This window comes from Marinovum algicola (assembly GCF_900109145.1).
Classification (GTDB): domain Bacteria; phylum Pseudomonadota; class Alphaproteobacteria; order Rhodobacterales; family Rhodobacteraceae; genus Marinovum; species Marinovum algicola.
The window spans coordinates 1-26248 of record NZ_FNYY01000003.1 but is presented as its reverse complement, the minus strand read 5'-3'; the positions used below and the strand labels follow the sequence as shown (position 1 = coordinate 26248).

Genomic DNA, 26248 nt, shown 5'->3' with positions numbered 1-26248 from the left:
CCCGCCACGCTTAATACAGCCCGCCCGAGGACAGCGTGCCAAAGCTCGCCTTCGGGCCGACAACCGCCTTCTTGCCGGTCGAGGTGGTGACCTGCTTGCTGCTGTTGCCCGGGGCGATCTGCTCGAAGTTCGAGCCCATGGCAAAACCGCCGTCGAAGGTGATGCCAAAGATCGGCTCTTCGCCTTCGCGGAAACATTCGGTGACCACATTGGCGCCCGAGGCCCCATCGCCCAGCCGTGCCCCGGTGAAGCGGTCGATATTGATGAACTGGCAGGCCTCGGGCACGCGGAACTTGCCGCCGCCGTATTTCTCGACCGCCTCGCTCATGAACCGCTGGAACACCGGGCCGCAGAACCCGCCGCCCGAGGCGCCCCGGCCAAGGCTGCGCGGCTGATCGTAGCCGATGTAGCAGCCGGCCACCACGTTCGAGGTGAAGCCCACGAACCAGACATCCTTGGCGTCGTTGGTGGTGCCGGTCTTGCCCGCCGTGGGCACCGGCAGGTTGACGTAATTCGAGGCGGTGCCGCGTTCGACCACGCCCTGCATCATCGACGTCAGCTGATAGGCGGTCACCGGGTCCATCACCCGCTCGCGGTTCGACACGATGCGCGGGCCGCGGCTGCCGGCGATCGAGGGGTCGTCGCAATCGACGCAATCGCGGGCGTCATGGCGATAGACGGTCTTGCCGTAGCGATCCTGCACCCGGTCGACCAGTGTCGGCTCCACCCGCTCGCCGCCATTGGCAAACATCGCATAGGCCGCGACCATCTTGAACAGGGTCGATTCCTGCGAGCCCAGCGCATTGGCCAGCACCGGGCTGAGCCGGTCATAGACGCCGAAGCGCTCGGCATAGCTGCCGACCACATCCATCCCGACCTCTTGCGCCAGGCGCACGGTCATCAGGTTGCGCGAGCGTTCGATGCCGGTGCGCAGCGGCGTCGGGCCGTAGAACTGGTTCGAGGCGTTCTTGGGCCGCCAGACGCCCTGCGGCGTGTCGATCTCGATCGGCGCGTCGACGATGATGGTGGCCGGCGTATAACCGCTGTCGAGCGCCGAGGCATAGACAAAGGGCTTGAAGGACGAACCGGGCTGACGCTGGGCCTGGGTGGCGCGGTTGAACACCGAATTCTGATAGGAAAAGCCGCCCTGCATTGCCAGAACCCGGCCGGTGTTGACGTCCATCGCCATGAAGCCGCCCTGCACTTCCGGCACCTGCCGCAAGGTCCAGCGGATAAAGGCGCCCGCGCCATTGTCGCCTTCGGTCATCCTGCGCACATGCACCACGTCGCCGACTTCGAAATTGTCGAAGAAGTTGCCGCGAAGCCACTCGATGTCCTGACGCGGCACCACATGCGGCGCGTTCTCGTCCTCGGCCACACCCTCGATGCCGATGCGCAATTGCTGATCCTCGACCGCCAGCACCACGGCCGGATACCAGGGGCTCTCGAGCGTGACGTCGCGGGCGACACGCACATCGGCCAGCGCCTCGCGCCAATTGTCGATCTCGGCGGCATCGATGCTCTTGCCGGTGCCGCGCCAGGTGCCCAACCCGCGATCATATAGCTCGAGCTGCCTTTGCAGCGCGTGAGCGGCAATCACCTGCATCTCGGGGTCGATGGTGGCGCGCACGGTCAGACCGCCGGAAAAGAACTCGCCCTCGCCGAAATCCTCGGAGAGCTGGCGGCGGATCTCGTCGGTGAAATAGTCGCGCGGCGGCAGCGCGGTCTTGAAGCTCTCGAAATCGCCGTTCTGCACCGAGCGCAGCGGCTGGGCAACCTCGTCGCGATAGACGGCTTCGGTGATATAGCCGTTCTCCATCATCTCCTTGAGCACGAAGTTGCGCCGCTCCAGCAGCCGCTCCTTGCGGCGCACCGGGTGGAAATCCGACGGCGCCTTGGGCAGCGAGGCGAGGAAGGCGGCCTCATGCGGGGCGAGCTGGCCCAGGGTCTTGTTGAAATAGGTCTGGGCGGCGGCGGTGACGCCATAGGAGTTCTGGCCGAGGAAGATCTCGTTCATGTACAATTCGAGAATGCGCTCCTTGTCGAGCGTTTCCTCGAGCCGGGTGGCGAGGATGATCTCCTTGATCTTGCGCTCGATCCGGCGGTCGCCGGAGAGCAGGAAGTTCTTCATAACCTGCTGGGTGATGGTCGAGGCGCCGCGCACGTTCTGGCCGCGCGATTGCACCGCCTCGACACCGGCGGCGATGATGCCGCGCGCGTCATAGCCGGCGTGGTCGTAGAAATTCTTGTCCTCGGCCGAGATGAAGGCCTGTTTGATCAGGTCGGGGATCTCTTCGGCGGGGGTGAAAAGCCGGCGTTCCTGGGCGAATTCATCGATCATCCGGCCTTCACCGGAATAGATCCGGCTGATTGTCGGCGGCTTGTACTGGGCCAGCGATTCGTGGCTGGGCAGATCGCGGCCATAGACCCAGAAGACCGCGCCGATCGACAGTGCGATGGCCGCGGCCCCCATGGTGACCACGGTGAAAATGCCACCAAAGAAAGAAAGGATGAACCTCAGCACCACGCGCTCCTGCTGGTTTAGATGGCTTATATAGGCGTGATGCCCCGGGCGGTCAAAACACAAACCCCGTTATGATCCGCTCTTGCGGAAATCAGCCAATTGCGTCGCGTCACTTGCGCCGGAGCGGGGCAATCGTGGCGTCAGCCAGCGACCAGGCCAGGATGCCGTCGCGGATGCCGCGCGCCATTTTCGCCCGCCATTCCGGGTCTTGCAGGTTCTCCAGGTCACGGTCGGTCGAGAGAAAGCCGACCTCGACCAGCACGCTGGGAATATCGGCCGCCTTGAGCACCGAGAACCCGGCCTCGCGCAAGGGGCGCTTGTGGATCTCGCCCACCGAGTCGTCGATCGCGCGCACCATCGCCTTGGCCAGCATATGCGAGCGCGGGCCATTGTCCTGCCGCGCCAGATCCATCAGGATTTCGGCCACTTCATCGTCCGACCCGGTCAGGTCGACCCCGGCCAGGAGATCGCTGCGGTCATGGCGTTCGGCCAGTGCGGCGGTGGCTTCGTCGGTCGCGGTGTCCGACAGCATGTAGACCGAGGCCCCATGCGCCACGCCCTCTTCGAGCGCATCGGCATGCAGCGAGATGAAGAGATGCGCCCCGGCACGGCGGGCGATGGCGACGCGGGCCTCGAGCGAGACGAAGTGATCCTCTTCGCGGGTCATCACCACGTTGATGCCGCCCGCGCGCAACAGCGCCTCCTTCACGTCGCGGGCCAGTTGCAGCACCAGATCCGACTCGCGATAGCCGCCGCGCAGCGCGCCGGGATCGATGCCGCCATGGCCCGGATCGAGCACCACGGTCAGCACATCCGGCACGCCGGTCGTCTCGGCGCGCAGCGCGGGTTCCGGCAGCACCCATCGCGCGCTTGGAACGGCACCGACGGCGGCGTCGAAATCGGCCCGGTCGGTCCGGTCGAGCGTCACCCGCAGGGTCGCGGCGGCGGTGGCATCATCGACTTCGAGCGCAGCGGTCCTGACCGCCAGTGGCGCCGCCAGTTCGGCGACAAAGCGCGACCAGCCGGGCCGCAAGGCCCCGAAACGCACCGCAGCGAGATGATTGGACGCAAAGGCCTCTGCGGTCAGCCCGGTCCAGTCCACCTCCTGAAAGTCGAGGATCAGCCGGTCCGGCTCGGTCAGCGTATAGGCGCGCCAGGGCACGCCCTGGCTGAGTGCAAATTCCAGCGTCAGATCGCCGCCGCGGGCGATGCCGCTGTCCTCGGCATCGATCCGCGCCAGGGCGCCGAATTCCTGCGCCGGGGCTTGCGCGGTGAAAAGTGCCAGCGCGAAGGCGCAGGCGGAAAGGAGATGTCTGCTCATGCCGATGACCCTTGCTGCACGGGTCTCGCGCCCGCGTTCGAGCCACAATCTACCACGGCGCGCCGCCCCCTGCATCCCTCTATCGCGCGCCCCGGCAGCCGCACCGCGCCCCGCCTCTCTTTCCTCTTGCCGAAAATACCCTCGGGGGAGTCGCCACAGGCGACGGGGGCAGCGCCCCCACCCGGCTCAGCCCGCAGCCAGCCCGCGCCGGGCCATGAACCGCGCCAGCCGTTCCAGCCCCTCGCGGATATCCGCGGTCGAGCGGGCATAGGAAAACCGCAGGGTGCCACCGCCGCGCACCGGATCGAAATCGAGCCCCGGCGTCACCGCCACCCCGGCCTCGTCGAGGATCTCGCGGCAGAAGCTCAGGCTGTCATCGGTGATGTGGCTGACGTCGGCATAGACGTAGAACGCGCCGTCCGGCGGCGCGATCCGGTCGAACCCAGCCTTGGGCAGCCCGTCGAGCATCAACCGCCGGTTCTCGGCATAGACCGCGAGATTGGCCTGCAATTCGTCGTCGCAGTCCATCGCCGCCAGCGCCGCCACCTGGGCCACATGCGGCGCGCAGATGAACATGTTCTGCGCCAGCCGCTCGATCTTGCGCACATGTCCCTCGGGCACCACCATCCAGCCGACGCGCCAGCCGGTCATGCTGAAATACTTTGAAAAGGAGTTGATGACATAGCAGTCGTCGGTGATCTCCAGCGCGGTGACCGCCTTGGCCTCATATTCGATGCCATGGTAAATCTCGTCCGAGATGAAGGCCGCGCCCTTGGCCTGCGCCGCCGCGATCAGCGCCGCCATCGCCGGCCGGTCCAGCATGGTCCCGGTCGGATTGGCCGGCGAGGCGACCAGCAGGCCCTGGATATCGAGATCGGCGAAATCCCCGGGGGCCGGTTGCAGCCGGTTTTCGGGGCGGGTTTCGAGATCGATGGGTTCCAGCGACAGCCCCTTGAGGATCTGGCGATAGCTTGGATAGCCCGGCGCGCCGATCGCCACCCGGTCGCCGGCGTCGAAGAGCGCGGTGAAGGCCAGCAGGAAGGCGCCGGAGGAGCCCGGAGTGACGATCACCCGCGCCGGATCGAGCGTCACGCCGTACCAATCGGCATAAAGCCGCGCAATCCGTGCGCGCAGCGCCGGCAGGCCGAGCGCCACGGTATAGCCCATCGGATCGCTCTGCATTGCCGCACCCACGGCGGCGCGCGCGCCATGTGGTGCTGGCGTTCCGGGCTGGCCGACCTCCATGTGGATGATGTGGCGGCCGGCGGCCTCGGCCTGGCGCGCGGCCTCCATCACATCCATCACAATAAAAGGATCGACGTCCCCCCGCCTTGAGTCTCGCATGTTATTCTCCCAAGCTCTGCCCGGAGGCGGTTTTCCGGGATCGAGACGGGGAGGTCAATGCGGATACTGAGACACTTTGCGGCCACGCTCGCGCTCTGGGTGCTCGTGGCCGTGCCTGCCAAGGCGGCCGGATTGATCCGGGATGCCGACGTGGAATATGCGCTGGCGCAGATCGCCGCGCCGGTGCTTCGGGCGGCCGGCGTGCCGGCGAACCTGCGGATTCTGGTGATCGACGATCCGGCACTGAATGCCTTTGTCGCCGACAACCAGCATATCTTCCTGAACTCCGGCCTGATCATGAAGCTGGGCAGCGTCGAGGCGCTGCAATATGTCATCGCCCATGAGGCCGCGCATATCTCGAACGGCCACCTCGCCCGCCGCGCCGGCAATGCCCGCGCCGCGCGCACCGCCGCCGGGCTCGGCATGGTGCTGGCCGCCGCCGCCGCGGCCTCGGGCGCGCCCTCGGTGGCCACCGGCATCGCCGCCGGCAGTCAGAGCGCGGCGCTGCGCCAGTTCCTGGCCCATACCCGCGCCGAGGAAAGCTCGGCCGATGCCACCGCCCTGCGCAGCCTGGTCCGCGCCGGCATCGACCCGCGCGCCGCGCTCGAGGTGCATGAGCTGTTTCGCGGCCAGGAGGCCCTGAGCGCCGGCCGGCAGGATCCCTACATGCGCTCGCACCCGCTGACCCGCGACCGGATGCGCGCCGCCCAGGGCTTTGTCGCCGGCAACGCCGGGGCGGCCCGCGACGATCCCGGCGCCGCCTATTGGTTCGCCCGGGCCCAGGGCAAGCTCTCGGCCTTTCTGCGCGCGCCGGGCTGGACCCTGCGGCGGGCGGGCGCCAGCGTCAGCAAGGATATTGCCCTGATGCGCGAGGCGGTGGCCTATCACCGGAGCTCGGACCTGCGCAAATCCGTTGCGGCCATCGACCAGGCGCTGGCGCTACGGCCCCGGGACGCGCTCTACCTCGAACTCAAGGGGCAGATCCTGCTGGAAGGCCGGCAGTTCGGCCCGGCGGTGCAGGTCTATCGCCAGGCCGCCGCCATGGCCCCGAACGAGGCGCTGATCCTGGGCGGCCTGGGCCGCGCGCAGATGGCGGCGGGGGATGCGAAATCCGCGCTCGAGGTGCTGGAGCGTGCCCGCAGCCGCGATTTTCGCGATCCGCGCATCCTGCGCGACCTGGCGGTTGCCTATGCCAAGACCGGCCAGAACGGCATGGCCTCGCTGGTCACCGCCGAGCGCTATGCGCTGCAAGGCCGGATGAAGGACGCCAGGCTGCATGCCACCCGCGCCGAGGGGCTGCTTCCGCGGGGCTCCGGCCCTTGGCGACGCGCCGAGGATGTGCTTTCTGCCACCAAGACCCTGCGCTGATGCGCGCGCACATACAGGATAGCCAATGACCCGTTTTCTTACCGCCACCGCCCTTGCCGCCACACTGGCCTGTGCCGGGCCCGCGCTGGCCACCGATCTGACCGAAATGACCGAGGCCGAGCGTGATGCCTTTGGCGCGGCGGTCCGGGCCTATCTGATGGAGAACCCGCAGGTCATCATCGAGGCGGTCAACGAGCTCGAGCGGCGGCAGCAGGCGGCGCGGGGCGACCGCGATCTCGACCTGATCGCCGCCAATCGCAGTGACATCTTCGACGACGGATTCAGCCATGTCGGCGGCAACCCCGAGGGCGATGTCACGCTGGTGGAATTCATCGACTATCGCTGCGGCTATTGCCGCAAGGCACATGAAGAGGTCAAGGAACTGATCGAAAGCGACGGCAATATCCGCTTTATTGTCAAGGAGTTCCCGATTCTCGGCCCGGACAGCCTCGAGAGCTCGAAATTCGCCATTGCGGTGCTCGAGGTGGCCGGGGACGCGGCTTATGAGAGCGCGCATGACGCGCTGATCAAGCTTGGCGGCACGGTCAACGAGACCGCGCTGCGCCGGCTGGCCGAGACGCTGGGGCTGGATGCCGAGGCGGTTCTGGCGGAGATGGAGAGCGACAGGGTCGCGCAGCGGATCGCCGAGACCCGCGCCCTGGCGCAGCGGCTTCAGATCAACGGCACGCCGACCTTCGTGCTGGAAGACAGCCTGCTGCGCGGCTACCTGCCGCTCGACGCGATGCGCCAGGTGGTGGCGCAAGAACGCGCCGAGGGCTGAGGCCGCGCCCGGGACACCGGGCGGAACGGGAGGCCCCGGATCAGGTCCGGGGCGGGGGCGGGATCAGGTCCGGGGCGGGAGCGGGATCGGGTCCCGGGGTTTTTTCTGGGGGCTCTGCCCCCGGCCTTTGGCCTCCCCCGAGGTATTTCGTGCAAGAGGAAAGACAGGCGTTGTCATCCGCGCCCCGGGGTCATTCCGCCGCCTGGGCTTCGCGGGCCGCGATTTCGGCGGCCTTCTTTTCGACTTCCTCGACGATATGTTCGACCATCTGGTCGTTCGACATCTTGTGGCTGGCCTTGCCGGCGAGATAGACCATGCCATTGCCGGCACCGCCGCCGGTAAAGCCCACGTCGGTCATCAGCGCCTCGCCCGGGCCATTGACCACGCAGCCGATGATCGACAGGCTCATCGGCGTCTTGATGTGTTCCAGCCGCTGCTCCAGCACTTCGACCGTCTTGATCACGTCGAAGCCCTGACGGGCGCAGGAGGGGCAGGAAATGATGTTCACGCCGCGGTGACGCAGGCCGAGCGACTTGAGGATCTCGAAGCCGACCTTGACCTCTTCGACCGGATCGGCCGAGAGGCTGACGCGGATGGTGTCGCCGATGCCCATCCAGAGCAGGTTGCCGAGACCGATAGCGCTCTTGATGGTGCCCGAGGTCAGCCCGCCGGCCTCGGTGATGCCGAGGTGGATCGGCGCATCGGTGGCCTCGGCCAGCGCCTGATAGGCGGCGGCGGCCATGAAGACATCCGATGCCTTGCAGGAGATCTTGAACGCGTGGAAATCGTTGTCCTGCAAGACCTTGATATGATCGAGGCCGGATTCGACCATGGCGTCGGGGGTCGGTTCACCGTATTTCTCGAGCAGGTGCTTTTCCAGCGAGCCGGCGTTGACGCCGATGCGGATCGAGCAATCGTGATCGCGGGCCGCGCGGATCACTTCCTTGACCCGGTCCTCGGAGCCGATATTGCCGGGGTTTATCCGCAGACAGGCCGCGCCGGCCTCGGCGGCTTCGATGCCGCGCTTGTAGTGGAAGTGTATGTCGGCGACGATCGGCACCGGGCTCTCGCGGCAGATTTCCTTCATCGCCTTGGCCGACGCCTCGTCGGGTACCGAGACCCGGACGATATCGGCCCCGGCCTCGGCGGCGCGAATGATCTGGTCGAGCGTGGCCTTGACGTCGGTGGTGATGGTATTGGTCATCGTCTGCACAGAGATCGGCGCATCGCCGCCCACGGCGACATTGCCGACCATGATCTGACGGCTCTTGCGGCGATAGATATTGCGCCACGGACGGACGTGATTGAGGCTCATGGAAAGTATCCCGAAGCTGTACGCATGTTGCCCGCAACCTAGTCAGACTGGCCGGCAATGCAATGCGTCAGAGGTTATTCGCCGGCCGTGGTCTCCGGCGTCGGCGTGGCGACACGCAGGTTCAGCTCGGCCACCATCCGCTCGAGGTCGCCATCGCTGGCCGGATCGGCGGGCTGATAGCGCTCGGTCAGGCTCGCCGCGGCCAGCGCCACATTCGAGGTCACGGCGCCGCGCGGCCCGGCGGGGCCGTAGGTCTGGCCGTTGACGGCGAAATAGACCGCGCCCGAGGCCCCGACCCGCAGCGTCGCCGGCTCTTCGCCCTGCGGCACGTCGAAGGTATCGCCGGCGTTCATCACCGCCTCGTAGAGCACGCTGCCATCGGCGGCGCGCACCCGCACCCAGGCCGGGCGGACGGCAACCAGCTGCACACCGGGTTTCGGAGGCTCCAGCACCTGCGGCAAGGCGGTGGCGGCCACCTGTTCGGCGACCTGATCCATCACCCTGTCCAGCGGCACATCGCCCGAGGCGGCGGCGCTCGCGGTGACAATCGAGGGGGTGCGTTCCCGCGAGGCCCTGGCAAAACTGCCGACGCGTGACGGATCGAGCGTGGAAATCGGCGCGTCGCGGGCGATCATCACCGGCACATCCAGCGCCTGCGGGCGATAGAGCCGGTCCATCGGTTCGCCCGAGGGCGGGTTGAACACGCCGGCGGCGCGGGTCTCGTCGGGATCGAGGCTGTCCTCTTCCGGCGCGATCCGGCCGGCGCCCTCCAGCGGGTCGAGCTCGGCCAGTGCGATCGGCGTCTGATCCACCGGGGTGAGCTGCACCCGCTGGATTTCCTGCAACACGCTCCAGCCGCCATAGCCGATCCCGGCGATCAGCGTCAGCAGCACCAGCATCGAGCCGACGGCCCCGGGTTCGATCTGGGCCAGGAAGCTTTCGCCGCGCGGGGCGAAAGGCATGTTCGGATCGGTGAAGAGATCCCGTTCGGCCGGAGATTTCTGCGGCAGCTTCTGCCCCGGCTTGCGCTGCTGGCTGGACGCTTCGGCCGACATGCCATGCGCGGTGGTAAAGCCGCTTTCGATGCAGAAATTCTGAAAGGTGACATCCGGATCCATGTTGAGATAGCGCGCATAGGAGCGCACGTATCCGGCGATGAATCCTGGAGTATCAAAAGCTTCGGGATCGCAATTTTCGATCGCGGCGATATAGGAGGCCTTGATCCGCAATTCGCGCTGCACGTCGAGCAGGGATTTGCCCATGGTGGCCCGTTCGCCCCGCATGACATCCCCAAGGCGCAATGCGAAGTCGTCAAACCCCTTTGGGCCGACGTTTTCCTCGCCCGGCGCCTCGCCGCGCCTCAGTTTGCGCCCTATCATGCCGATCTGCCCCGTTTTTCGTTGCCCTGACCATTCCCCAACGGTTCAGGACGATTCGTGTCGCCCCTTTGCTTGTAACGAGGTTAGCATGTAGCGCGCATAATGGCAGGGTCAAAACCGCTCAGGCACTCAGGTCGGCACGATTCAGCGCACAATGCGACCACAGATCGTCCATTGCTCCCACCAAGGCATCCATCTCGCGCGGACCGTGCACCGGCGACGGGGTGAACCGCAGCCGTTCGGTGCCACGCGGCACGGTCGGGAAGTTGATCGGCTGGACATAGATGCCGTAGGTCTCGAGCAGCATGTCCGACAATTTCTTGGTGTGCACCGGGTCTCCGACAATCACCGGCACGATATGGCTGCCGTGATCGATGATCGGCAGGCCCATGCCCTTGAGCCGCAGCTTGAGGATGCTCGCCTGGGTCTGGTGCCGCTCGCGCAGCGCCTGATCGGTCTTGAGGTGTTTCACACTGGCTGCGGCGCCGGCGGCAATCGCCGGCGGCAGCGAGGTAGTGAAGATGAAGCCCGGCGCATAAGACCTTATGGCGTCACACATTTTATGACTGGCCGCGATATAGCCGCCCATCACGCCAAAAGCCTTGGCCAGGGTGCCGTTGATGATGTCGAGCCGGTGCATCAGCCGGTCGCGCTCGGCCACGCCGGCGCCGCGCGGGCCGTACATGCCCACCGCATGGACCTCGTCGATATAGGTCAGCGCGCCGAATTCGTCGGCCAGGTCGCAGATCTCTTCGATCGGACCGAAATCGCCGTCCATCGAATAGACCGATTCAAAGGCGATCAGCTTGGGCGCCGCCGGATCGTCGGCCTCGAGCAGCTCGCGCAGATGGGCGACGTCGTTGTGGCGGAAGATGCGCTTGGCCCCGCCGTTGCGCCGCACGCCCTCGATCATCGAGGCATGGTTCAGCGCGTCCGAGTAAATGATCAGACCGGGAAACAGCTTGGGCAGCGTGCTTAACGTCGCGTCATTGGCGATATAGGCGCTGGTAAAGAGCAGCGCAGATTCCTTGCCGTGCAGATCGGCCAGCTCGGCCTCGAGCCGCTTGTGATAGACCGTGGTGCCCGAGATGTTGCGGGTGCCGCCGGAGCCGGCGCCGGTGGCCTCCAGCGCCTCGTGCATCGCCTCGAGCACCACCGGGTGCTGGCCCATGCCGAGATAGTCGTTGCCGCACCAGACGGTGATCGGCTGTTCGCTGCCGTCGGGCTTGCGCCAGGTGGCATGCGGGAAATGGCCCTGCTTGCGTTCGATATCGATAAAGGTCCGGTAGCGGCCCTCGTCGTGCAGGCGGCCGAGCGCCGCGTCGAGTTTCGCGGTATAATCCAGATTGTGGCTCACCGGGGCACCTCCGTTTGCGTGGGGCCGCGGGCCCTGCGTATGAACCCGATCGCCCGAAAGGCGGTCAAATTCACGTTCCTGAATACTTACAGCGGGAAATCCCGTCTGGCAACCTCTACTAGCGGCGACCCATGGCCGCAGCATTGATCCATGTCAAACCCCACTGGACAGGGATTTCCGCTTCGCTAGGGTCTGACGCAAAAAGGAAACCTGCCGATGGACATTTCGCCCGTTCTGACCCGAATCGATGATGACCTCAATGCGGCATCTGACCGCTTGAAAGACCTTCTTCGAATCCCGTCGATTTCCACCGATCCGGCCTATGCGGCCCAGTGCCAGCAGGCCGCAGACTGGCTTGTGGCCGACCTGCAATCGCTGGGCGCCGAGGCCAGCAAGCGCCCCACCCCGGGCCATCCCATGGTGGTGGGCCATATCGGCGAGGGCGGCCCGCATCTGCTGTTCTACGGCCATTACGACGTGCAGCCGGTCGACCCGCTCGAGCTCTGGGACCGGGACCCGTTCGATCCGCAGATCGAGGACACGCCTCAAGGAAAAGTGATCCGCGGCCGGGGCACCAGCGACGACAAGGGCCAGCTGATGACCTTTGTCGAGGCCTGCCGGGCCTGGATCGCGGTGCATGGGCAATTGCCCTGCCGCATCACCTTCTTCTTCGAGGGCGAAGAGGAAAGCGGCTCGCCCTCGCTCATCCCCTTCATGCAGGAGAACGCCGCCGAGCTGAAATCCGACATCGCGCTGATTTGCGACACCGGCATGTTTGACCCGGAAACCCCCTGCATCACCACCATGCTGCGCGGGCTGATGGGCGAGGAGGTCACCATCACCGGGCCGTCGCGCGATCTGCATTCCGGCATGTTCGGCGGCATCGCGATGAACCCGATCCGGGTGCTGACCAAGGTGCTGGCCGGGCTGCATGACGACACCGGCCGGGTCACCCTGCCCGGCTTCTACGACGACGTGCCCGAGCTGCCGGCGGCGCTGCGCGAGCAATGGGCGGCGCTTGGCGATCCGGGCGAGATGGCGCGCGACTTCCTCGGCGCCGTGGGCCTGTCGCAGCCGGCGGGCGAGAACACCCGCACCGGGCTCGAGATGATCTGGTCGCGGCCGACCTGCGACGTCAACGGCATCTGGGGCGGCTACACCGGCGCCGGCTTCAAGACCGTGCTGCCGAGCCAGGCCCATGCCAAGGTGAGCTTCCGTCTGGTGGGCAACCAGGACCCGCAGGCCATCCGCGCCGCCTTTCGCGCCTATGTCGAGGATCAGCTGCCGCCCGATTGCAGCGTCGAATTCAAGGCGCATGGCGCCTCTCCGGCGGCGGCGATGGACACCACCTCGCCGCTCTTCGAGGCCGCGCGCGGCGCGCTGTCTGACGAATGGCCCAACCCGGCGGTGTTTGCCGGCTGCGGCGGCTCGATCCCGATCGCGGGGTATTTCAGCGACTACCTCGACATGCCGGCCATGCTGATCGGCTTTGGTCTGGACGACGACCAGATCCACTCGCCGAACGAGAAGTATGCGCTGACGAGCTTTCACAAGGGGATGCGGAGCTGGGTCAGGGTGTTGGGGGCGGCTAGACAATCATAAGTCCGCGATAATGCTCTGTTGCGTTCGACTAACGGAGAATCCAGAGTGAATGTAACGCCTCCTGATATTTAACGGTCTTAATTGCTGTTGGGGAATTTCATGACACCGGAAGAGAAAGAAGCCTTTGACTTAGCTTCTGAGGTTGTGTCACGGGCCGAGCGAGAATGGTGGCCCTTCCTTAATCTATGCCCTTACGTATTGGAAACTGGCGAACCAAGAAGCGGCTTTCAGCCGCTCCTCCATCTCACACAGTTGCCGCCAGAAGTATCTTCTTTAACAAGATGTAATTCCATTGAACTACGCGGAACTAAAATTTCTGATTTGACACCCCTTGCTAGCCTGAAACAGCTGAAAGACGTGCAATTTGAAGGAATACCCGCGTGTGAACAAGATTCGGAATTGAGCGCTATTGCGAAAGTTCCGAATCCATCTGCGCGAACCAAAGCATTGCTAGATTGGCTTTCTGAGAAGGCAGACCCTGATCCTCCCGAGCTCCTGCAGAAGGGGCCACAGTTTCACATCGGAGATAACCCGCCAATATCATTGATTGATCCTCTGATGAGCTCAAGCGACGATAGTGATCAGAACGTGTTGCTCTCACACATTAGAACCAAAGCGGAAGATCTCAATCAGATTGCTAACTTAGCGGGTAATGCTGCACCGAGGCTTCCCAGAGCAGTTGAAAGATATCTTCAAGTCGTCAGCAGTGAAGCCCCCGAAATAGGCGCTCGTGCAGTATGGTCCCATGCTAACACCCTCGAGTCCATTCTAGAAATACATGAGAATGCGATCAAAAGAGACAGGCCGAACGATGAACTGCCTCCAAGTGTTGCATCCTGCCTAAGCGATCTTCTTGAGACCCACAGAGTTTGGTTTCTGGGGCACCCCGGCGCCAGAGAGGTCGAAGCACGGGCTTCTCATCATAGGCGCAGAGCAGAGCCCAAAAGGTTATACGACGCCGCCGTAGGAGTCGTTAACGCAGCAACCAAGTCGAGCGTCGTTTCCGACCAAGCCACCGCACCAGCTCGCGTCAACATCGAAACTGCATCAGAAAATACTCCTTCCGGAGTCGCCGCGCTTGGAGAAATTGAAGATTGGACTTGGAACTTCATCGCGTCGATTGCTAGGAAAACCTGGAGCATTGCGAGTGCGCCACCCGGCGGCTTTTTGGTGCATACAGTGGGCGGGCTATACTTGACCCAATTCGTGATCGCAAATGAGGTTGCGCTCAAACTCTATGCTACCGAGTTCATGGCGAACGGCCCAATTTGGTGGGATGCCATGCTAGCAATGCACCGCCGAATTATTGCATATCATGAGAATGAGACTGGAAATGGCTGACAACCCTTTTCCGATATAGTCGAAAATATCAACAAACTAATTTTTAGAGGACCCTCAAACCACCCCCAAAAACCGCTCCGGCAGCGCCATCACCCGGTCGCTCTCCTCGCGGTCGAACTGCCAGAACCCGGTGTCGCCCCGCGGCTTCCAGCTGCGGTGCATCCCCCGCCGCACGCCGGTCAGGTCGAAGGGCGCGGCCGGCGCGGCGCTGAAGGCCTCGAACACCGCCCGGTCCTCGCCCCGCGCCTCGGCGAACCAGTGCCGCCCGATCGAGGCCTGTTTAACCGAGGCCCCCACCGCCTCGGTCACCGCGTTGCGGTGGTTCATCACCGCGACGTAATTGCCGAAGTCGCAGAACTTCAGGTGCAGCAGCAGCAGTTCGTCCGGCGTGTGCAGCTTGTCGGCCTGGGTGAAATGCCCGCCCCGCGCGATCTTGACGCCCTGTGACACCACGCAAGGTTTGGAATAATGCGGCGCCAGGCGGACGTGGCGGCGCGGCCCGAGGATATGGTCCTCGATCGGCGCGGGCTCTTCCGCCACCCGGTGCACCACCTCGAGCCCCACCGGCGTCAGCACCCGCCGGATCGGCTGCTCGCGCAGGACGTCGAGCAAGGAGACCCCGGCGGCGGGATCGACCACCACCAGCTCGTCGACATCGCCCACGATCACATGGTCGTAGTAGCAGCGCAGCCCCTGCACCAGATTGTTGAGCAGCCGCCAGCGCTTCATGTCGAAATTGGGATGCGGGTCGCCGGGGATGCCGATGATGTTGCAGCCCTCGGCCAGGCGCACCACCTCCTCGCCGCGGCCATGGTTGATGATGGTGCAGTTCTCGCGGCCCAGCGCCGCGCCGTAGTGCCTCAGCCAGGCCTTGAGGAAGAAGGCATCGTCACGCACCATGGTCAGCGCGGCGGCGGTTGTCTGCATGTCACTTGTCCTGCTCTTGCGCGGGTCTCTGGGCCCGGTTACCACTTTTGCACAGATTAGCCGGAAAGCCCTGCATGCGCGACACAATCCTCACCGATCTGGCCGGCACAGGCTGGGCCATCCGTCACAGCGGCAGCGCGCCGAAGCGGTTTCAGGTGATGGGCGAGCGGTCCTCGGGGACGAATTTCGTCAAGCGGCTGATCGACGGCAACACCTGGCTCGGCAATTCCGAGGTGCTGGGCTGGAAACACGGGGTGCCGGGGATGCTGGCGATCCCGGCGGATTTCACCGTGGTCTGCACCTTTCGCGCCGCCGATGCCTGGGCGCTGTCGATGCATGCCAAGCCCTGGCACGCCCGGCCGCCGCTTCAGGCGCTGGGGTTCTCCGACTTCATCCGCGCCCCCTGGGACAGCCGCATCGACCGGCCGCGCTATTTCCCCTGGGCCGAGGCGCCCGAGTTCCGCGGCCAACCGCTCCAGGCCGACCGGCATCCGATCACCGGCGCGATGTTCCGCGATCTGTTCGAATTGCGGGCGGTCAAGATGGCGGTGCTGCTGAGTTTTGCCATCCGCCATTCCTCCTGCGTTTTCCTGCGGATGGAGGCGGTTCAGGCGGCGCCCGAGGCGTTTCTCGCCGATCTGCGCGCGGGCCTTGCCCTGCCCGCGACCGACACCGCCTACAAGCCCGTGACCAAGCGCCTGGGCGCCAAGTTCAAGCCTGCGGTGATGACCCGGCCGGAGACCCCCGCCGAGATGCCCGAGGCGGACCGGGCGTGGATGCGCGAACGGCTCGACCTCGGGGTCGAAGAGGCGATGGGCTATACGTACTGAGCTGCGGCGCGACGCTCTGCGCGCGGGCCCCCGAGGGGGGGGGTATTTTTCATCCGAAGGAGAAAGTGGCGCGGTTGACGGGGCTCGAACCCGCGACCCCCGGCGTGACAGGCCGGTACTCTAACCAACTGAGCTACAACCGCGCGTGAGGGGCTGATTAAGTGAAGCGGCGGGGGGCGTCAACGGCAAATATCGCGATCCGGCAGAAGTTTTTCGCGGCCTCGCAACCTGCGGCATTTACCGGATATTCTGTGCGACAGAAGGCTCTTTGCGCGGCGCGCCAAGGCAGCGCCAGCGGCCCCGTTTGGGGCATGTTCTTCAGGGCATGAAGGAGGGAAAGTGGCGCGGTTGACGGGGCTCGAACCCGCGACCCCCGGCGTGACAGGCCGGTACTCTAACCAACTGAGCTACAACCGCGCGTGAGGGGCTGATTAAGTGAAGCGGCGGGGGACGTCAAGCGGGTTGGCCGAGATTTTCTCGGGTTTTTGCTCTGCCCCGCAAGAGCAGCGGTCTGCCCTGCCCCAGCCGGCCAGCACGGCCTGTCGACGCGGACCCGCGAGGCCGAATTCTTTGCGGCCGTTCATTTCGCAGCGACCGCCAAATCTCCGAGTGAGATGGTTGGGGCCAGTATGTGGATCTTGCCACTGTCTGTTTCACCGCTTTCGACTGTCTCCAAAATCACCCTGGCAGCTGTCTCGCCGATTGCGCGGCGAGCGGTGTGGGACGTGGCAATCTTCCCTGGGAACCCTTCGAGGAGGCCCAACCCGTTGAATCCGGCCAAGGCGACCTCGCCCGGAACGTCGATGCCTGCGGCGATACAATGGCACAACCCGCCAAAGGCGAGGTCGTCGTTGGAGAAATGGATGCAATCGAGGTCAGGTTGACGTGCCAGAAGTTCGGCCGTCTTGCGGCGCCCGCAGGCGATGGCCGGTAGCGTGACCTCATCCCCTTCCCGGTGAGCCCCGTCGATCGCATCGATGAAATCGAGACCCTGGCTGCGCAAAGCATCGAGGAAGCCTTTCTTCCGCTTGGCCGCCCTGAGATCCTTGTCGAGGTTGCGCCCGACATATCCAAAGCGCCGTCGGCCCGTTGCGAGAAGGGCTGCCGCCATATCGTGCCCGGCCCCGGACTGCGAGAACCCGACACAGGCATCCACCGGATCGCCATCGCAATCCATGATCTGGACGATGGGTATACCGGCGTCGGCCAGCAATCTCCGCGATTCGTCCGGCTGGTCGAGCCCGGTGACGATCAGCCCGGCAGGCCGCCATGACAGCATGTTGCGGATGGTGGTGTATTCGGCCTCAGGATCGTAATCCGTCACGCCGAAGACCGGTTGCAGCGCCGTGCCCTTCAGGGCGTCGGTCACCCCCGACATGACCTGCGGAAACACGGTGTTCGACAGGCTCGGCACCACCACCCCGATCAGATCGGTGCGCTTGCTCGACAGCGAGGCCGCGAGGTGATTCCCGTAGTAGCCGATCTCGCGCGCGGCCTGTTTCACCTTGTCGATATTGGCCTTCGACACGTCCTTGTCCCCGCGCAACGCCCGCGAGGCCGTCATCTTGCTGACGCCGGCCGCCGCCGCGACATCGGCCAAGGTCTTTCGTTTTTTCATGGCCTTGTCGCCCTCCGGGCCCTGGTTGGGCAGCGTGACGCGCCGACCAGACCGGTGCGCCGCATGCTGTTGCCTCCCGATCCTGAGGTCGGGACGTTGACAGAATAGGCAGAATGCGGCACTGGTATCAATACCGGTAGCGATACCGGTATTGATACCGGCGCCATCGTCGCCGGTGAGGAGCCGCGATCTCACAAGGATCGCACCTATCAAAGAACCAGGGCCCCGAGGGGTTCTGACGGGAGGAAACATGACTGCTTACACTTTGAAATCCGCACTTCTGAGCGGCCTCGTTGCTGCCACGTCGCTGATGGCCAGCACGGCTCTGGCGCAGGAGTACCAGTGGACGTTCCAGACCTCGGCACAGGCCGGCGACAACTTCTTTCCGATCGAGGAAGCCTGGGCCGACCGCGTCAAGGAGCTGTCCGACGGACGCATCGAAATCACGGTCGTGCCGGTTGGCACCGTGGTGGCGCACAATGAAACCCTCGACGCGGTGGGCGCCGGCATCCTGCAAGGCCACATTACCGACCCGTCGTACTTCTCCGGCAAGGATCCGGCCTTCGCGATGCTGGGCAACCTCGTCGGCGCATGGTCGGCGCCCGAGCAGATGTTCGACTACATGGAAAACGGCGGCGGCAAGGCGCTGTTCAACGAGCTGGTGAACCCCTACGGGCTACAGTTCCTGGGCGCCTCGGCCACCGGGGTCGAGGCCTTCCTCTCGACCAAGCCGCTCTATGGCGTCGATGACCTCAAGGGTATCAAGATGCGCGCCCCCGAAGGCATGGTGCAGGAAGTCTTTGCCGCCGCCGGCGCCTCGCCGGTGAACCTGCCCGGCTCCGAGGTCTATACCGCGCTGGAAAAAGGCGTGATCGACGCGGCCGACTATACCGTGTTCTCGACCAATCACGCCCAGGGCATGCATGAATTCGCCAAGTATCCGCTCTATCCCGGCTTCCACTCGATGCCGGTGATCGACGTGTCCCTGAACAAGGCGATCTACGACGGGCTGCCGGAAGACCTCCAGACCATCCTGAACGAGTCGGTTTCGGTCTTTGCCGAAGACATGATCACGCAGCTCGACGAACAGAATGAGGCCGCCGTGGCCGAGGCACAGGCCGATCCCGAGATCACCGTGATCGACTGGTCCGACGAAGAGCGCGCGAAGTTCCGCGGCATTGCCAAGTCGCAATGGGCCAAATGGGCAGACCGCTCCGAAATGGCAGGCAAGGCCTATGAGAGCGTCACCGCCTACCTGACCGACAAGGGCCTTCTGGCCGAGTGATTGCCACCTGACGGCAAGACCGGAAGGGGCCGGCCACGGCCCCTTCTTTTGACACCATCCAGCTCACGTTCCGGGAGGGGACAATGGCACAGCAAGACGCGGCAATGACCGACGCCGAAATCGAAGCGCAGCTCGAGGCGCTCAAACGCGCCCATGAAGACGACAGCGCCGGTGCCCAGAACGCGCTTGATCGCGGCATCCTGACGGTTGGCACCGCCTTCAGCTTCCTGTTTGCCATTGCAACGGTGATCTCGATCTACGAGATCATCATGCGGTATTTCTTCAACGCGCCCACGATCTGGGCGCATGAGACGGTGATCGCGCTGATCGCGGCCTGTTACCTCTATGGCGGCATGCAGTGCCTTGCCGCCGACAAGCACATCCGCATCGGGCTGATCTATTTCGGCACCTCCGGCGGCACCCGCCGGCTGCTGGATGTGGTCAACGGGCTTCTGACGCTGTTCTTCGCGGTGGCGATTGCCTACGCGGCCTATACCATGGTCGAGAAATCCTGGTGGAGCCCCCAGGGCGATATCCGGCTTGAGCGCTCCGGCTCGGCCTGGAACCCGATCACGCCGGCGATCATCAAGATGCTGCTTCTGATCACCGCCATCGTGCTGGCGATCCAGTCGGTGGGGCATATCTGGACCGCCTGGAAAGGCACCGGCTTCCGGCAGAGCGCCGGCGAGGCGCCCGGCAAATTCGCCGTGGCCGGCATCGGCCTGGTCTTTGCCCTGCTTCTGGCCGGCGGCTATCTGCTGTTCAGCGAAGGCCGGAACCTCGGCATCGAGACCGGGTCGCTGCTGCTGGTGGGCTCGATCATGATCCTGATCCTGACCGGCATCCCGCTGGCCTTCGTGACCGGGCTGATCGCGATCCTCTTCACCATCGCCTGGTTCGGGCCGATGGGCGTGCCGCTGGTCTCGTCGCGGATCTATTCCTTCGTCAATGAATACGTGCTTGTCGCCATTCCGATGTTCGTGCTCATGGCCTCGCTGCTCGACCGCTCGGGCATGGCCCGCGATCTCTATGATGCGATGCGCCTCATTGCCGGCCGCATCAAGGGCGGCGTCGCCGTCCAGACATTGGTGGCGGCGGTCTTTCTCGCCGCAATCTCCGGCATCATCGGCGGCGAGATCGTCCTGCTGGGCCTGATCGCCCTGCCGCAAATGCTGCGGCTTGGCTACAACCGGGCGCTGGCCATCGGCACCGTCTGCGCCGGTGGCTCGCTGGGCACGATGATCCCGCCGTCGATCGTGCTGATCGTCTATGGCCTGACCGCCAGCGTCTCGATCGGCGACCTCTTCCTCGCCACGGTGACCCCCGGCCTGATGCTAGCCTCCTTCTACATCATCTACATCCTCATCCGCTGCTACGCGAACCCGGAAATGGGCCCGCCGATCTCTGACGCAGAGCTGGACATTCCGATGTCCGAGAAACTGCGCAAGATGCGCGGCGTGATCCTGCCGGTCGGCGTGGCGGTGACGGTTCTGGGCTCGATCTACGGCGGCATCGCCTCGGTGACCGAGGCCGCGGCCATGGGCGTGGTCGGCGTGTTCCTGTCGGCCGCGATCCGGCGCGAGGTGACCTGGACGCTGATCCGCGACAGCCTGAAGCAGACGCTGGAGACCTGCGGCATGATCATCTGGATCGGCCTCGGCGCCGCGGCGCTGGTGGGTGTCTACAACCTCATGGGCGGCAACCGCTTCATCGAAGCCACCATTCTGGGCAGTGGCGCCTCGCCGATTGTCATCGTGTTGATCATGATGGGCATTCTCGTGGTGCTGGGCCTCTTCATGGACTGGATCGGCATCGCGCTGCTGACCATGCCGATCTTCGTCCCGATCATCATCAAGCTGGGGATGGATCCGGTCTGGTTCGGCATCCTCTTTGCGATGAACATGCAGGTGAGCTACCTCTCGCCGCCCTTCGGCCCGGCCGCCTTCTATCTGAAATCGGTCGCCCCCAAGGACATGAGCCTGTCGGAGATCTTCCGCGCGCTGATCCCCTTCATCTGCATTCAGGTCGTGGCGCTCGCCATCGTGTTGTTCTTCCCGCAGGTCGCACTCTGGCTGCCGGAATGGTTGAAAGGAAATTGAGATGAGCAAAGACACCCGAAACGTTGCCGTCATCGGCCTGGGCTCCATGGGCTTCGGCATGGCCGCCTCGGCATTGCGCGGGGGACACAAGGTCTGGGGCGTCGACATCGACGCCGACCGGATCGCCAGGTTTCAGGCCGAGGGCGGCCAACCGACCGCCCTGGCCGATGCCGCCGATACGCTTGACGCGGTTGCGGTGGTGGTGCTGAACGCCGCCCAGACCGAAAGCGTGCTGTTCGGCGACGCGGGCATCGTGCCACGGCTCCGGCCCGGCGCGGTCGTCCTGGCCTGCGCCACCGTGCCGCCCGAGTTCGCCCGCGACATGGCCACCCGCTGCGCAGCCCAAGGCGTGCTCTACCTCGACGCGCCGATCTCGGGCGGGGCCACCAAGGCCGCCAACGGCCAGCTCTCGATCATGGCCTCCGGCACGCCCGCCGCCTTTGCCGCCGCTCGCCCGGTGCTGGACAGCATCGCCGAGACGGTCTTTGACCTGGGCGACACAGCCGGCGCCGGCAGCGCCATGAAAGCGGTCAACCAGCTGCTCGCCGGGGTGCATATCGCCACCATGGCCGAAGCGCTGACTTTCGGCATGACCCAGGGTGTCACGCCGGAGAAATTCGTCGAGGTGATCAGCAAATGCGCCGGCACCAGCTGGATGCTCGAGAACCGCGCGCCGCATGTGGTCGAGGGTGATTACACCCCGCGCAGCTCGGTCAACATCTGGCCCAAGGATCTGGGCATCGTGCTCGACATCGCCCGTACCGCGCAGTTCAGCGCCCCGATCACCGCCGCCGCGCTGCAACAATTCCTCGCCGCCGCCGGCATGGGCCACGGACAGGAGGATGACGCCGCCGTCGCCAAGGTCTATGCCCGCAACGCCGGGCTCACACTTCCGGGAGAGACCGCATGACCACCGTTCTTGGCTGCATCGCCGATGATTTCACCGGCGCCACTGATATCGCCGGCCTGCTGGCGCGCTCCGGCGTCCGCGTCTCGCTGCGCATCGGCGTGCCCGAGGGCCCGCCCCGCGACACCGCCGCCTTCGAGGTGATCGCCCTGAAATCGCGGACTGCACCGGTGGGTGAGGCCCTCGCCGAGACCCGCGCGGCGCTGCGCTGGCTTCAGGCCGCCGGCGCGCAAAGGTTTTTCTGGAAATACTGCTCCACTTTCGACTCGACCTCCGAAGGCAATATCGGCCCGGTCGCCGAGGCGCTGATGGCCGATCTGGGCACCGACCAGACGATCTACTGCCCGGCCTTCCCGGAAAACGGCCGGTCGATCTTCATGGGCAACCTCTTTGTCGGCCGCCAGCCGCTGGCGGAAAGCCCGATGAAGGATCACCCGCTGACCCCGATGCGCGACAGCAACCTGATGCGCCTGCTGGAGCCGCAGGTCACCAAGGCCGTGGGTCTGGCCGACCGGCTGACCGTGGCGCAGGGGCCGAAGGCGCTGCGGGCCGAACTGGCCGCGCTCAAGACGCAGGGCGTAGCGCATGTGGTGGTCGATGCGGTGGCGAACTCCGATCTCGATGTTATCGCCGAGGCCTGCCGCGACATGCCCTTGATGACCGGCGGCAGCGCGGTGGCCATGCCCTTGCCCGCACTCTACCTCGCCGATGGTACGCTCTCGGCGGATGCGCCCAAGGCAGAGGCCCCGACGCTCGGGCGGGGCACCATCGTGCTCTCGGGCAGCTGCTCGGCCATGACCAACAAGCAGGTGGCGGATTATATCAGCCGGGGCGTCCCCGCCTTCCAGCTCGACCCGTTGTCCCTGGCCGAGAACGGCCCGCAAAAGGCGCTCGATTGGCTGGCGCGCCAGGATCTGGACACGGCCCCGCTGATCTACGCCACCGCCAATCCCGACAGCGTCCGCGCCGCGCACGAGAAGCTCGGCGTTGCCGGCGCCGGCGAGATCGTCGAGGCGACGCTCTCGGCCTGCGCCGTGGCGGCCCGCGATGCCGGCGCGCGGCGGGTGATCGTCGCCGGGGGCGAGACTTCGGGCGCGGTGACCAAGGCGCTTGGCGTCAGCCAGCTCGACATCGGCACCGAGATCGCGCCGGGCGTGCCCTGGACCTATTGCCAGTCGGGCGGCCAGCAGATCGCCCTGACCCTGAAATCCGGCAACTTCGGCACCGAGACCTTCTTTACCGACGCCCAGGCCCGACTGGAGGCCGCATGACCCCGGAAAGCCAATTGCGCGAGCAGATCTGCCTGCTGGCGAAATCGATGTTCGATCGCGGGCTGACCGGCGGCAGCACCGGAAACATCTCGGCCCGGACCGAGGATGGCGGGCTCTTGGTTTCGCCCACCGGCACCAGTTTCGGCCGGCTCGATCCCGGCCGGCTCAGCCGCTTCGATGCCACGGGCAGCCATATCGACGGTGACAAGCCCACCAAGGAAATGCCGCTGCACAGCGCCTTTTACGACACCCGCAGCAGTGCCGGCGCGGTGGTGCACCTGCACTCCTGCCATTCCGTCGCGCTGTCGATGATGCCGGATGTGGACCCCGACAACTTCCTGCCGCCGCTCACGCCCTACGGCATCATGAAGCTCGGCAAGGTAAAGCTCCTGCCCTTCTACCTGCCCGGCGATCCTGCGATGGGCGACGCGGTGCGCGGCCTTGCCGGCAAACGCACGGCAGTGATGCTGGCCAACCACGGCCCGGTGGTCGCCGGCCGCGACATCGAGGCCGCCTGTAACGCCATCGAAGAGCTGGAAGACACCGCAAGGCTGGCGATGATGACCCGCGGGATGCAGCCGCGCGGTCTGACCGAGGATCAGGTGCAGGCGCTGGTCACGAAATTCGACGTGGAGTGGGATGCATGAAGTTTTCGGCCAACTTGGGCTTTCTCTGGAACGACCGCCCGCTGCCCGAGGCCATCCGCGCCGCCAAGGCCGCCGGCTTCGACGCGGTGGAATGCCACTGGCCTTACGAGACCCCTGTCGACGAGGTGAAGGCCGCCATGCGCGAAACCGGCCTGCCGATGGTGGGCCTCAACACTCGGCGCGGCGATGTCGGCGCGGGTGACAACGGGCTGTCGGCCAAACCGGGACGCGACGTCGAGGCACGGGCCGCCATCGACGAGGCCATCGCCTATGCCACCGCGATCGGCACCCCCAACATCCACGTGATGGCGGGTTTTGCCTCTGGCGCCGAGGCCCGGGCGACATTCGCCGAAAACCTCGCCTATGCCTGCACAAACGCCGCCCCGAATGGCATCACCATCCTGATCGAACCGCTGAACAAATACGACGCGCCCGGCTATTTCCTGACGACGACCGACCAGGCGCTGGCGATCATCGAGACGGTGCAGGCGCCCAATCTCAAGCTGATGTTCGACTGCTACCATGTGCAATTGATGGAGGGCGATATCACCCGCAGGATCGAGACACTCCTGCCGTGGATCGGCCATTTCCAGTTCGCCTCCGTCCCGGATCGCGGCGCTCCCGATCACGGTGAGATCAACTACGCCCATGTGTTCGAGGTCACCCGCAGGCTTGGCTATGACGCCCCGCTTGGCGCGGAATACAAACCTAGCGGCAACACCGACGACACGCTCGGCTGGCTGAACAATGCGGCGGCCTCCCTGCCCCGGGCTTCTGTTCGGCCAGTGCGATCTGGTGTTGAAGCTGGGCGACAGCGCCGGACAGCAACTTGAGCGCATGCCGGTAGTCGCCATCCAAGGGGCTGCGCAGCTCCGTCTTGCCGACGATCTTGCGCAGATCCTTTGGTACCCACCAGCCGCGCATGATACCGTTCGGAACGGTTGATGAGGTGACGAACCTTGCCTGCCACCGGAACACCTTCTGTAGCCAAAGTTGTAACCATGAAGCGGGCATAGACCCCTACTTGCAAGGGCTTATTTTAGTTTCAAAGGGTTAGGATGGTGGGTGATGAGAGACTCGAACTCCCGACATCTTCGGTGTAAACGAAGCGCTCTACCAACTGAGCTAATCACCCTTGGTCGCTGCTTCTAATGCCCCGCGTAGGGGGCTTCAAGATGGAAAGCAGGCCGCGTTGTCCGAAAATCGCACCTGCCCCGCGCCGCAGGCCCCCATTGACCAGACCTCGCATTGAGCCGGGTCTGCGGTGCCTTGGCGCGCCAGATGCAGGGGTCGCGTTGCCCAGAGGTTTCAAACAGGTTTCCGGCCATGCGCAGGCGCATAGCGCCGGTCCTGGAAAATCCCGAACTTCCACCACCGGTTACATCGTGGCCGAGCAAACGCCCGCAGAACAGGTTTAATTCGCAGCACCAAGCGGGTGCAATGCATCGTCAATATAGGGTTTTCTCTAGGTTGTTCGACCTTCGCCTGTGATGGTAGCCGGAAAGCCTAAGCTGTTAATTACACGCCATAATATTCCAGGAAGGTCGAATGCGCACACCGAAGACGACAATCATAACCTCTGTGAACCCTGTTCGCGTTGCCAGCATGGGCCCCTCAGACGGCGGCACGTCCGAAGTTGATGCGCCTGACCGGGCCAGGAACTTCGCGGCCCTCGAAACCTGACCGCCAGTCATTACCTACGCCCTGCGCAGGCCAACTTGGGCAGAGCGAAAATCGAATTTCAGCACAGCCGTTGGCGTGCGCAGTTATTGGTATGGAGCGTTGCTTTTGGTGTCCGCCTTCCCGGTCTGAATGCCGGGTCGTTTTCAGGTATTCGGCGTGTTCTTTGAGGGCGGGCCGGAAGACCGGATGCGGCGGCGGGATCAAAGGTTACTGGTCTCCTGCGCAAGGGTTTGACGCCGCTTTTTGCGGCGGCGAATTCATCGTCGACACCACGTTTGGCCCTTGAGAAAGTTCGACCCCGGCTCCCTTCGGCCGGGGTCATTTCACTATCCATTGAATGGAACGAAGCCACCGGCTTCCAGCCGGTCCGCTTCAGCTGACGAATGAGGGCTCCCCCGGGATTTGAGACCGCCCGAAGGGTGAAGTCTCAAATCCCGGGGGAGCCCTCATGAGCTATTCTACAGCCAGCCATACCACATTTTACCATCGGTATCACGTCGTCTGGGCCACGAAATATCGGTTCAAGGTTCTGCAAGGCACGATGCGGGAACGTCTTCGCGAGATCATCCGCCAAACCTGCGCAGAACTCGACGTGCACATCGTCAAGGGCGTCGTGGCGCGTGACCATGTCCACATGTTCATCAGTGTG

The 26248-nt window shown here is 64.8% G+C and carries 20 protein-coding genes, 3 tRNA genes and 1 pseudogene; 13 read left to right on the top strand and 11 right to left on the bottom strand.

Going from position 1 to position 26248, the window contains the following annotated elements; all coding sequences use genetic code 11:
• Positions 1-10 precede the first annotated feature (10 nt).
• The 3 genes from BMW90_RS05585 to BMW90_RS05575 form a co-directional block, all read right to left on the bottom strand.
• Entirely contained in the window at positions 11-2524 is a 2514-nt protein-coding gene (locus tag BMW90_RS05585; RefSeq protein WP_074835483.1) for a penicillin-binding protein 1A, read from the bottom strand.
• 109 nt (positions 2525-2633) lie between these two features.
• Positions 2634-3845: an N-acetylmuramoyl-L-alanine amidase gene (locus BMW90_RS05580; RefSeq protein WP_074835482.1), complete on the bottom strand. Its 1212-nt coding sequence runs from the start codon at positions 3843-3845 to the stop codon at positions 2634-2636.
• Between the two features lie 186 nt (positions 3846-4031).
• Positions 4032-5189, bottom strand: coding sequence for a pyridoxal phosphate-dependent aminotransferase (locus tag BMW90_RS05575; protein ID WP_074835480.1), 1158 nt, complete (start codon positions 5187-5189; stop codon positions 4032-4034).
• Between the two features lie 57 nt (positions 5190-5246).
• Here BMW90_RS05575 and BMW90_RS05570 point away from each other — a divergent pair, with 57 nt between their 5' ends.
• Both BMW90_RS05570 and BMW90_RS05565 read left to right on the top strand, forming a co-directional pair.
• Entirely contained in the window at positions 5247-6557 is a 1311-nt protein-coding gene (locus BMW90_RS05570; RefSeq protein ID WP_083415971.1) for a M48 family metalloprotease, read from the top strand.
• Between the two features lie 25 nt (positions 6558-6582).
• A complete protein-coding gene (locus tag BMW90_RS05565; RefSeq protein WP_074835477.1) occupies positions 6583-7338 on the top strand; it encodes a DsbA family protein in 756 nt (251 codons plus the stop codon).
• Positions 7339-7528: 190 nt separating this feature from the next.
• Here BMW90_RS05565 and ispG read toward each other — a convergent pair whose 3' ends face one another.
• The 3 genes from ispG to hemA form a co-directional block, all read right to left on the bottom strand.
• On the bottom strand, positions 7529-8653 hold the full coding sequence (ispG, locus tag BMW90_RS05560) for a flavodoxin-dependent (E)-4-hydroxy-3-methylbut-2-enyl-diphosphate synthase (protein ID WP_074835476.1): 1125 nt from the start codon (positions 8651-8653) through the stop codon (positions 7529-7531).
• Between the two features lie 74 nt (positions 8654-8727).
• Complete coding sequence (locus BMW90_RS05555) at positions 8728-10032, bottom strand: helix-turn-helix domain-containing protein (RefSeq protein ID WP_074835474.1); 1305 nt, start codon at positions 10030-10032, stop codon at positions 8728-8730.
• Between the two features lie 121 nt (positions 10033-10153).
• The gene (hemA, locus tag BMW90_RS05550) at positions 10154-11377 is read right to left on the bottom strand and encodes a 5-aminolevulinate synthase (RefSeq protein ID WP_074835793.1); all 1224 of its coding nucleotides are present in this window, start codon (positions 11375-11377) and stop codon (positions 10154-10156) included.
• Positions 11378-11605: 228 nt separating this feature from the next.
• Between hemA and BMW90_RS05545 the strand changes: the two genes are divergently transcribed.
• A complete protein-coding gene (locus BMW90_RS05545; protein WP_074835473.1) occupies positions 11606-12991 on the top strand; it encodes a M20/M25/M40 family metallo-hydrolase in 1386 nt (461 codons plus the stop codon).
• A gap of 99 nt (positions 12992-13090) precedes the next feature.
• Complete coding sequence (locus tag BMW90_RS26295) at positions 13091-14332, top strand: hypothetical protein (RefSeq protein ID WP_139211235.1); 1242 nt, start codon at positions 13091-13093, stop codon at positions 14330-14332.
• A 54-nt stretch (positions 14333-14386) separates the two neighbouring features.
• Here BMW90_RS26295 and BMW90_RS05540 read toward each other — a convergent pair whose 3' ends face one another.
• Positions 14387-15259 carry a glycosyltransferase family 2 protein gene (locus BMW90_RS05540; RefSeq protein WP_074835471.1) on the bottom strand — a complete coding sequence of 291 codons (873 nt, stop codon included), beginning with the start codon at positions 15257-15259 and terminating at the stop codon, positions 14387-14389.
• 74 nt (positions 15260-15333) lie between these two features.
• On the opposite strand from BMW90_RS05540, the gene BMW90_RS05535 reads away from it, so the two are divergent.
• Entirely contained in the window at positions 15334-16089 is a 756-nt protein-coding gene (locus BMW90_RS05535) for a hypothetical protein (RefSeq protein WP_074835470.1), read from the top strand.
• A 66-nt stretch (positions 16090-16155) separates the two neighbouring features.
• Here the strand turns inward: BMW90_RS05535 and BMW90_RS05530 are convergent.
• The 3 genes from BMW90_RS05530 to BMW90_RS05520 form a co-directional block, all read right to left on the bottom strand.
• Positions 16156-16232 (bottom strand) — tRNA-Asp (locus BMW90_RS05530).
• 197 nt (positions 16233-16429) lie between these two features.
• Positions 16430-16506: transfer RNA gene (locus tag BMW90_RS05525), tRNA-Asp, on the bottom strand.
• A gap of 163 nt (positions 16507-16669) precedes the next feature.
• On the bottom strand, positions 16670-17707 hold the full coding sequence (locus BMW90_RS05520; RefSeq protein ID WP_074835468.1) for a LacI family DNA-binding transcriptional regulator: 1038 nt from the start codon (positions 17705-17707) through the stop codon (positions 16670-16672).
• A gap of 250 nt (positions 17708-17957) precedes the next feature.
• On the opposite strand from BMW90_RS05520, the gene BMW90_RS05515 reads away from it, so the two are divergent.
• From BMW90_RS05515 to BMW90_RS05490, 7 genes and pseudogenes are all read left to right on the top strand, one after another.
• Complete coding sequence (locus tag BMW90_RS05515; RefSeq protein WP_074835466.1) at positions 17958-18992, top strand: TRAP transporter substrate-binding protein; 1035 nt, start codon at positions 17958-17960, stop codon at positions 18990-18992.
• Between the two features lie 83 nt (positions 18993-19075).
• Positions 19076-19639 (top strand): annotated as a pseudogene (locus BMW90_RS27175) (TRAP transporter small permease subunit); the annotation flags it as partial.
• 174 nt (positions 19640-19813) lie between these two features.
• Positions 19814-21091, top strand: coding sequence for a TRAP transporter large permease (locus BMW90_RS26955; protein WP_244526446.1), 1278 nt, complete (start codon positions 19814-19816; stop codon positions 21089-21091).
• Position 21092: 1 nt separating this feature from the next.
• Positions 21093-22001 (top strand): L-threonate dehydrogenase, encoded by a 909-nt coding sequence (gene ltnD / locus BMW90_RS05505; protein WP_074835463.1) that lies wholly within the window; start codon positions 21093-21095, stop codon positions 21999-22001.
• A complete protein-coding gene (otnK, locus tag BMW90_RS05500; protein ID WP_074835461.1) occupies positions 21998-23269 on the top strand; it encodes a 3-oxo-tetronate kinase in 1272 nt (423 codons plus the stop codon). The genes ltnD and otnK overlap by 4 nt, the downstream gene beginning before the upstream one ends.
• Positions 23266-23916 (top strand): 3-oxo-tetronate 4-phosphate decarboxylase, encoded by a 651-nt coding sequence (otnC, locus tag BMW90_RS05495; RefSeq protein ID WP_074835460.1) that lies wholly within the window; start codon positions 23266-23268, stop codon positions 23914-23916. The genes otnK and otnC overlap by 4 nt, the downstream gene beginning before the upstream one ends.
• On the top strand, positions 23913-24749 hold the full coding sequence (locus BMW90_RS05490) for a hydroxypyruvate isomerase family protein (protein ID WP_083415970.1): 837 nt from the start codon (positions 23913-23915) through the stop codon (positions 24747-24749). The genes otnC and BMW90_RS05490 overlap by 4 nt, the downstream gene beginning before the upstream one ends.
• A 226-nt stretch (positions 24750-24975) precedes the next feature.
• Here the strand turns inward: BMW90_RS05490 and BMW90_RS05485 are convergent.
• Positions 24976-25051 (bottom strand) — tRNA-Val (locus BMW90_RS05485).
• 996 nt (positions 25052-26047) lie between these two features.
• On the opposite strand from BMW90_RS05485, the gene tnpA reads away from it, so the two are divergent.
• Positions 26048-26248 (top strand): IS200/IS605 family transposase (gene tnpA, locus BMW90_RS05480; RefSeq protein WP_139211233.1); only part of this gene is annotated, 201 nt, incomplete at its 3' end.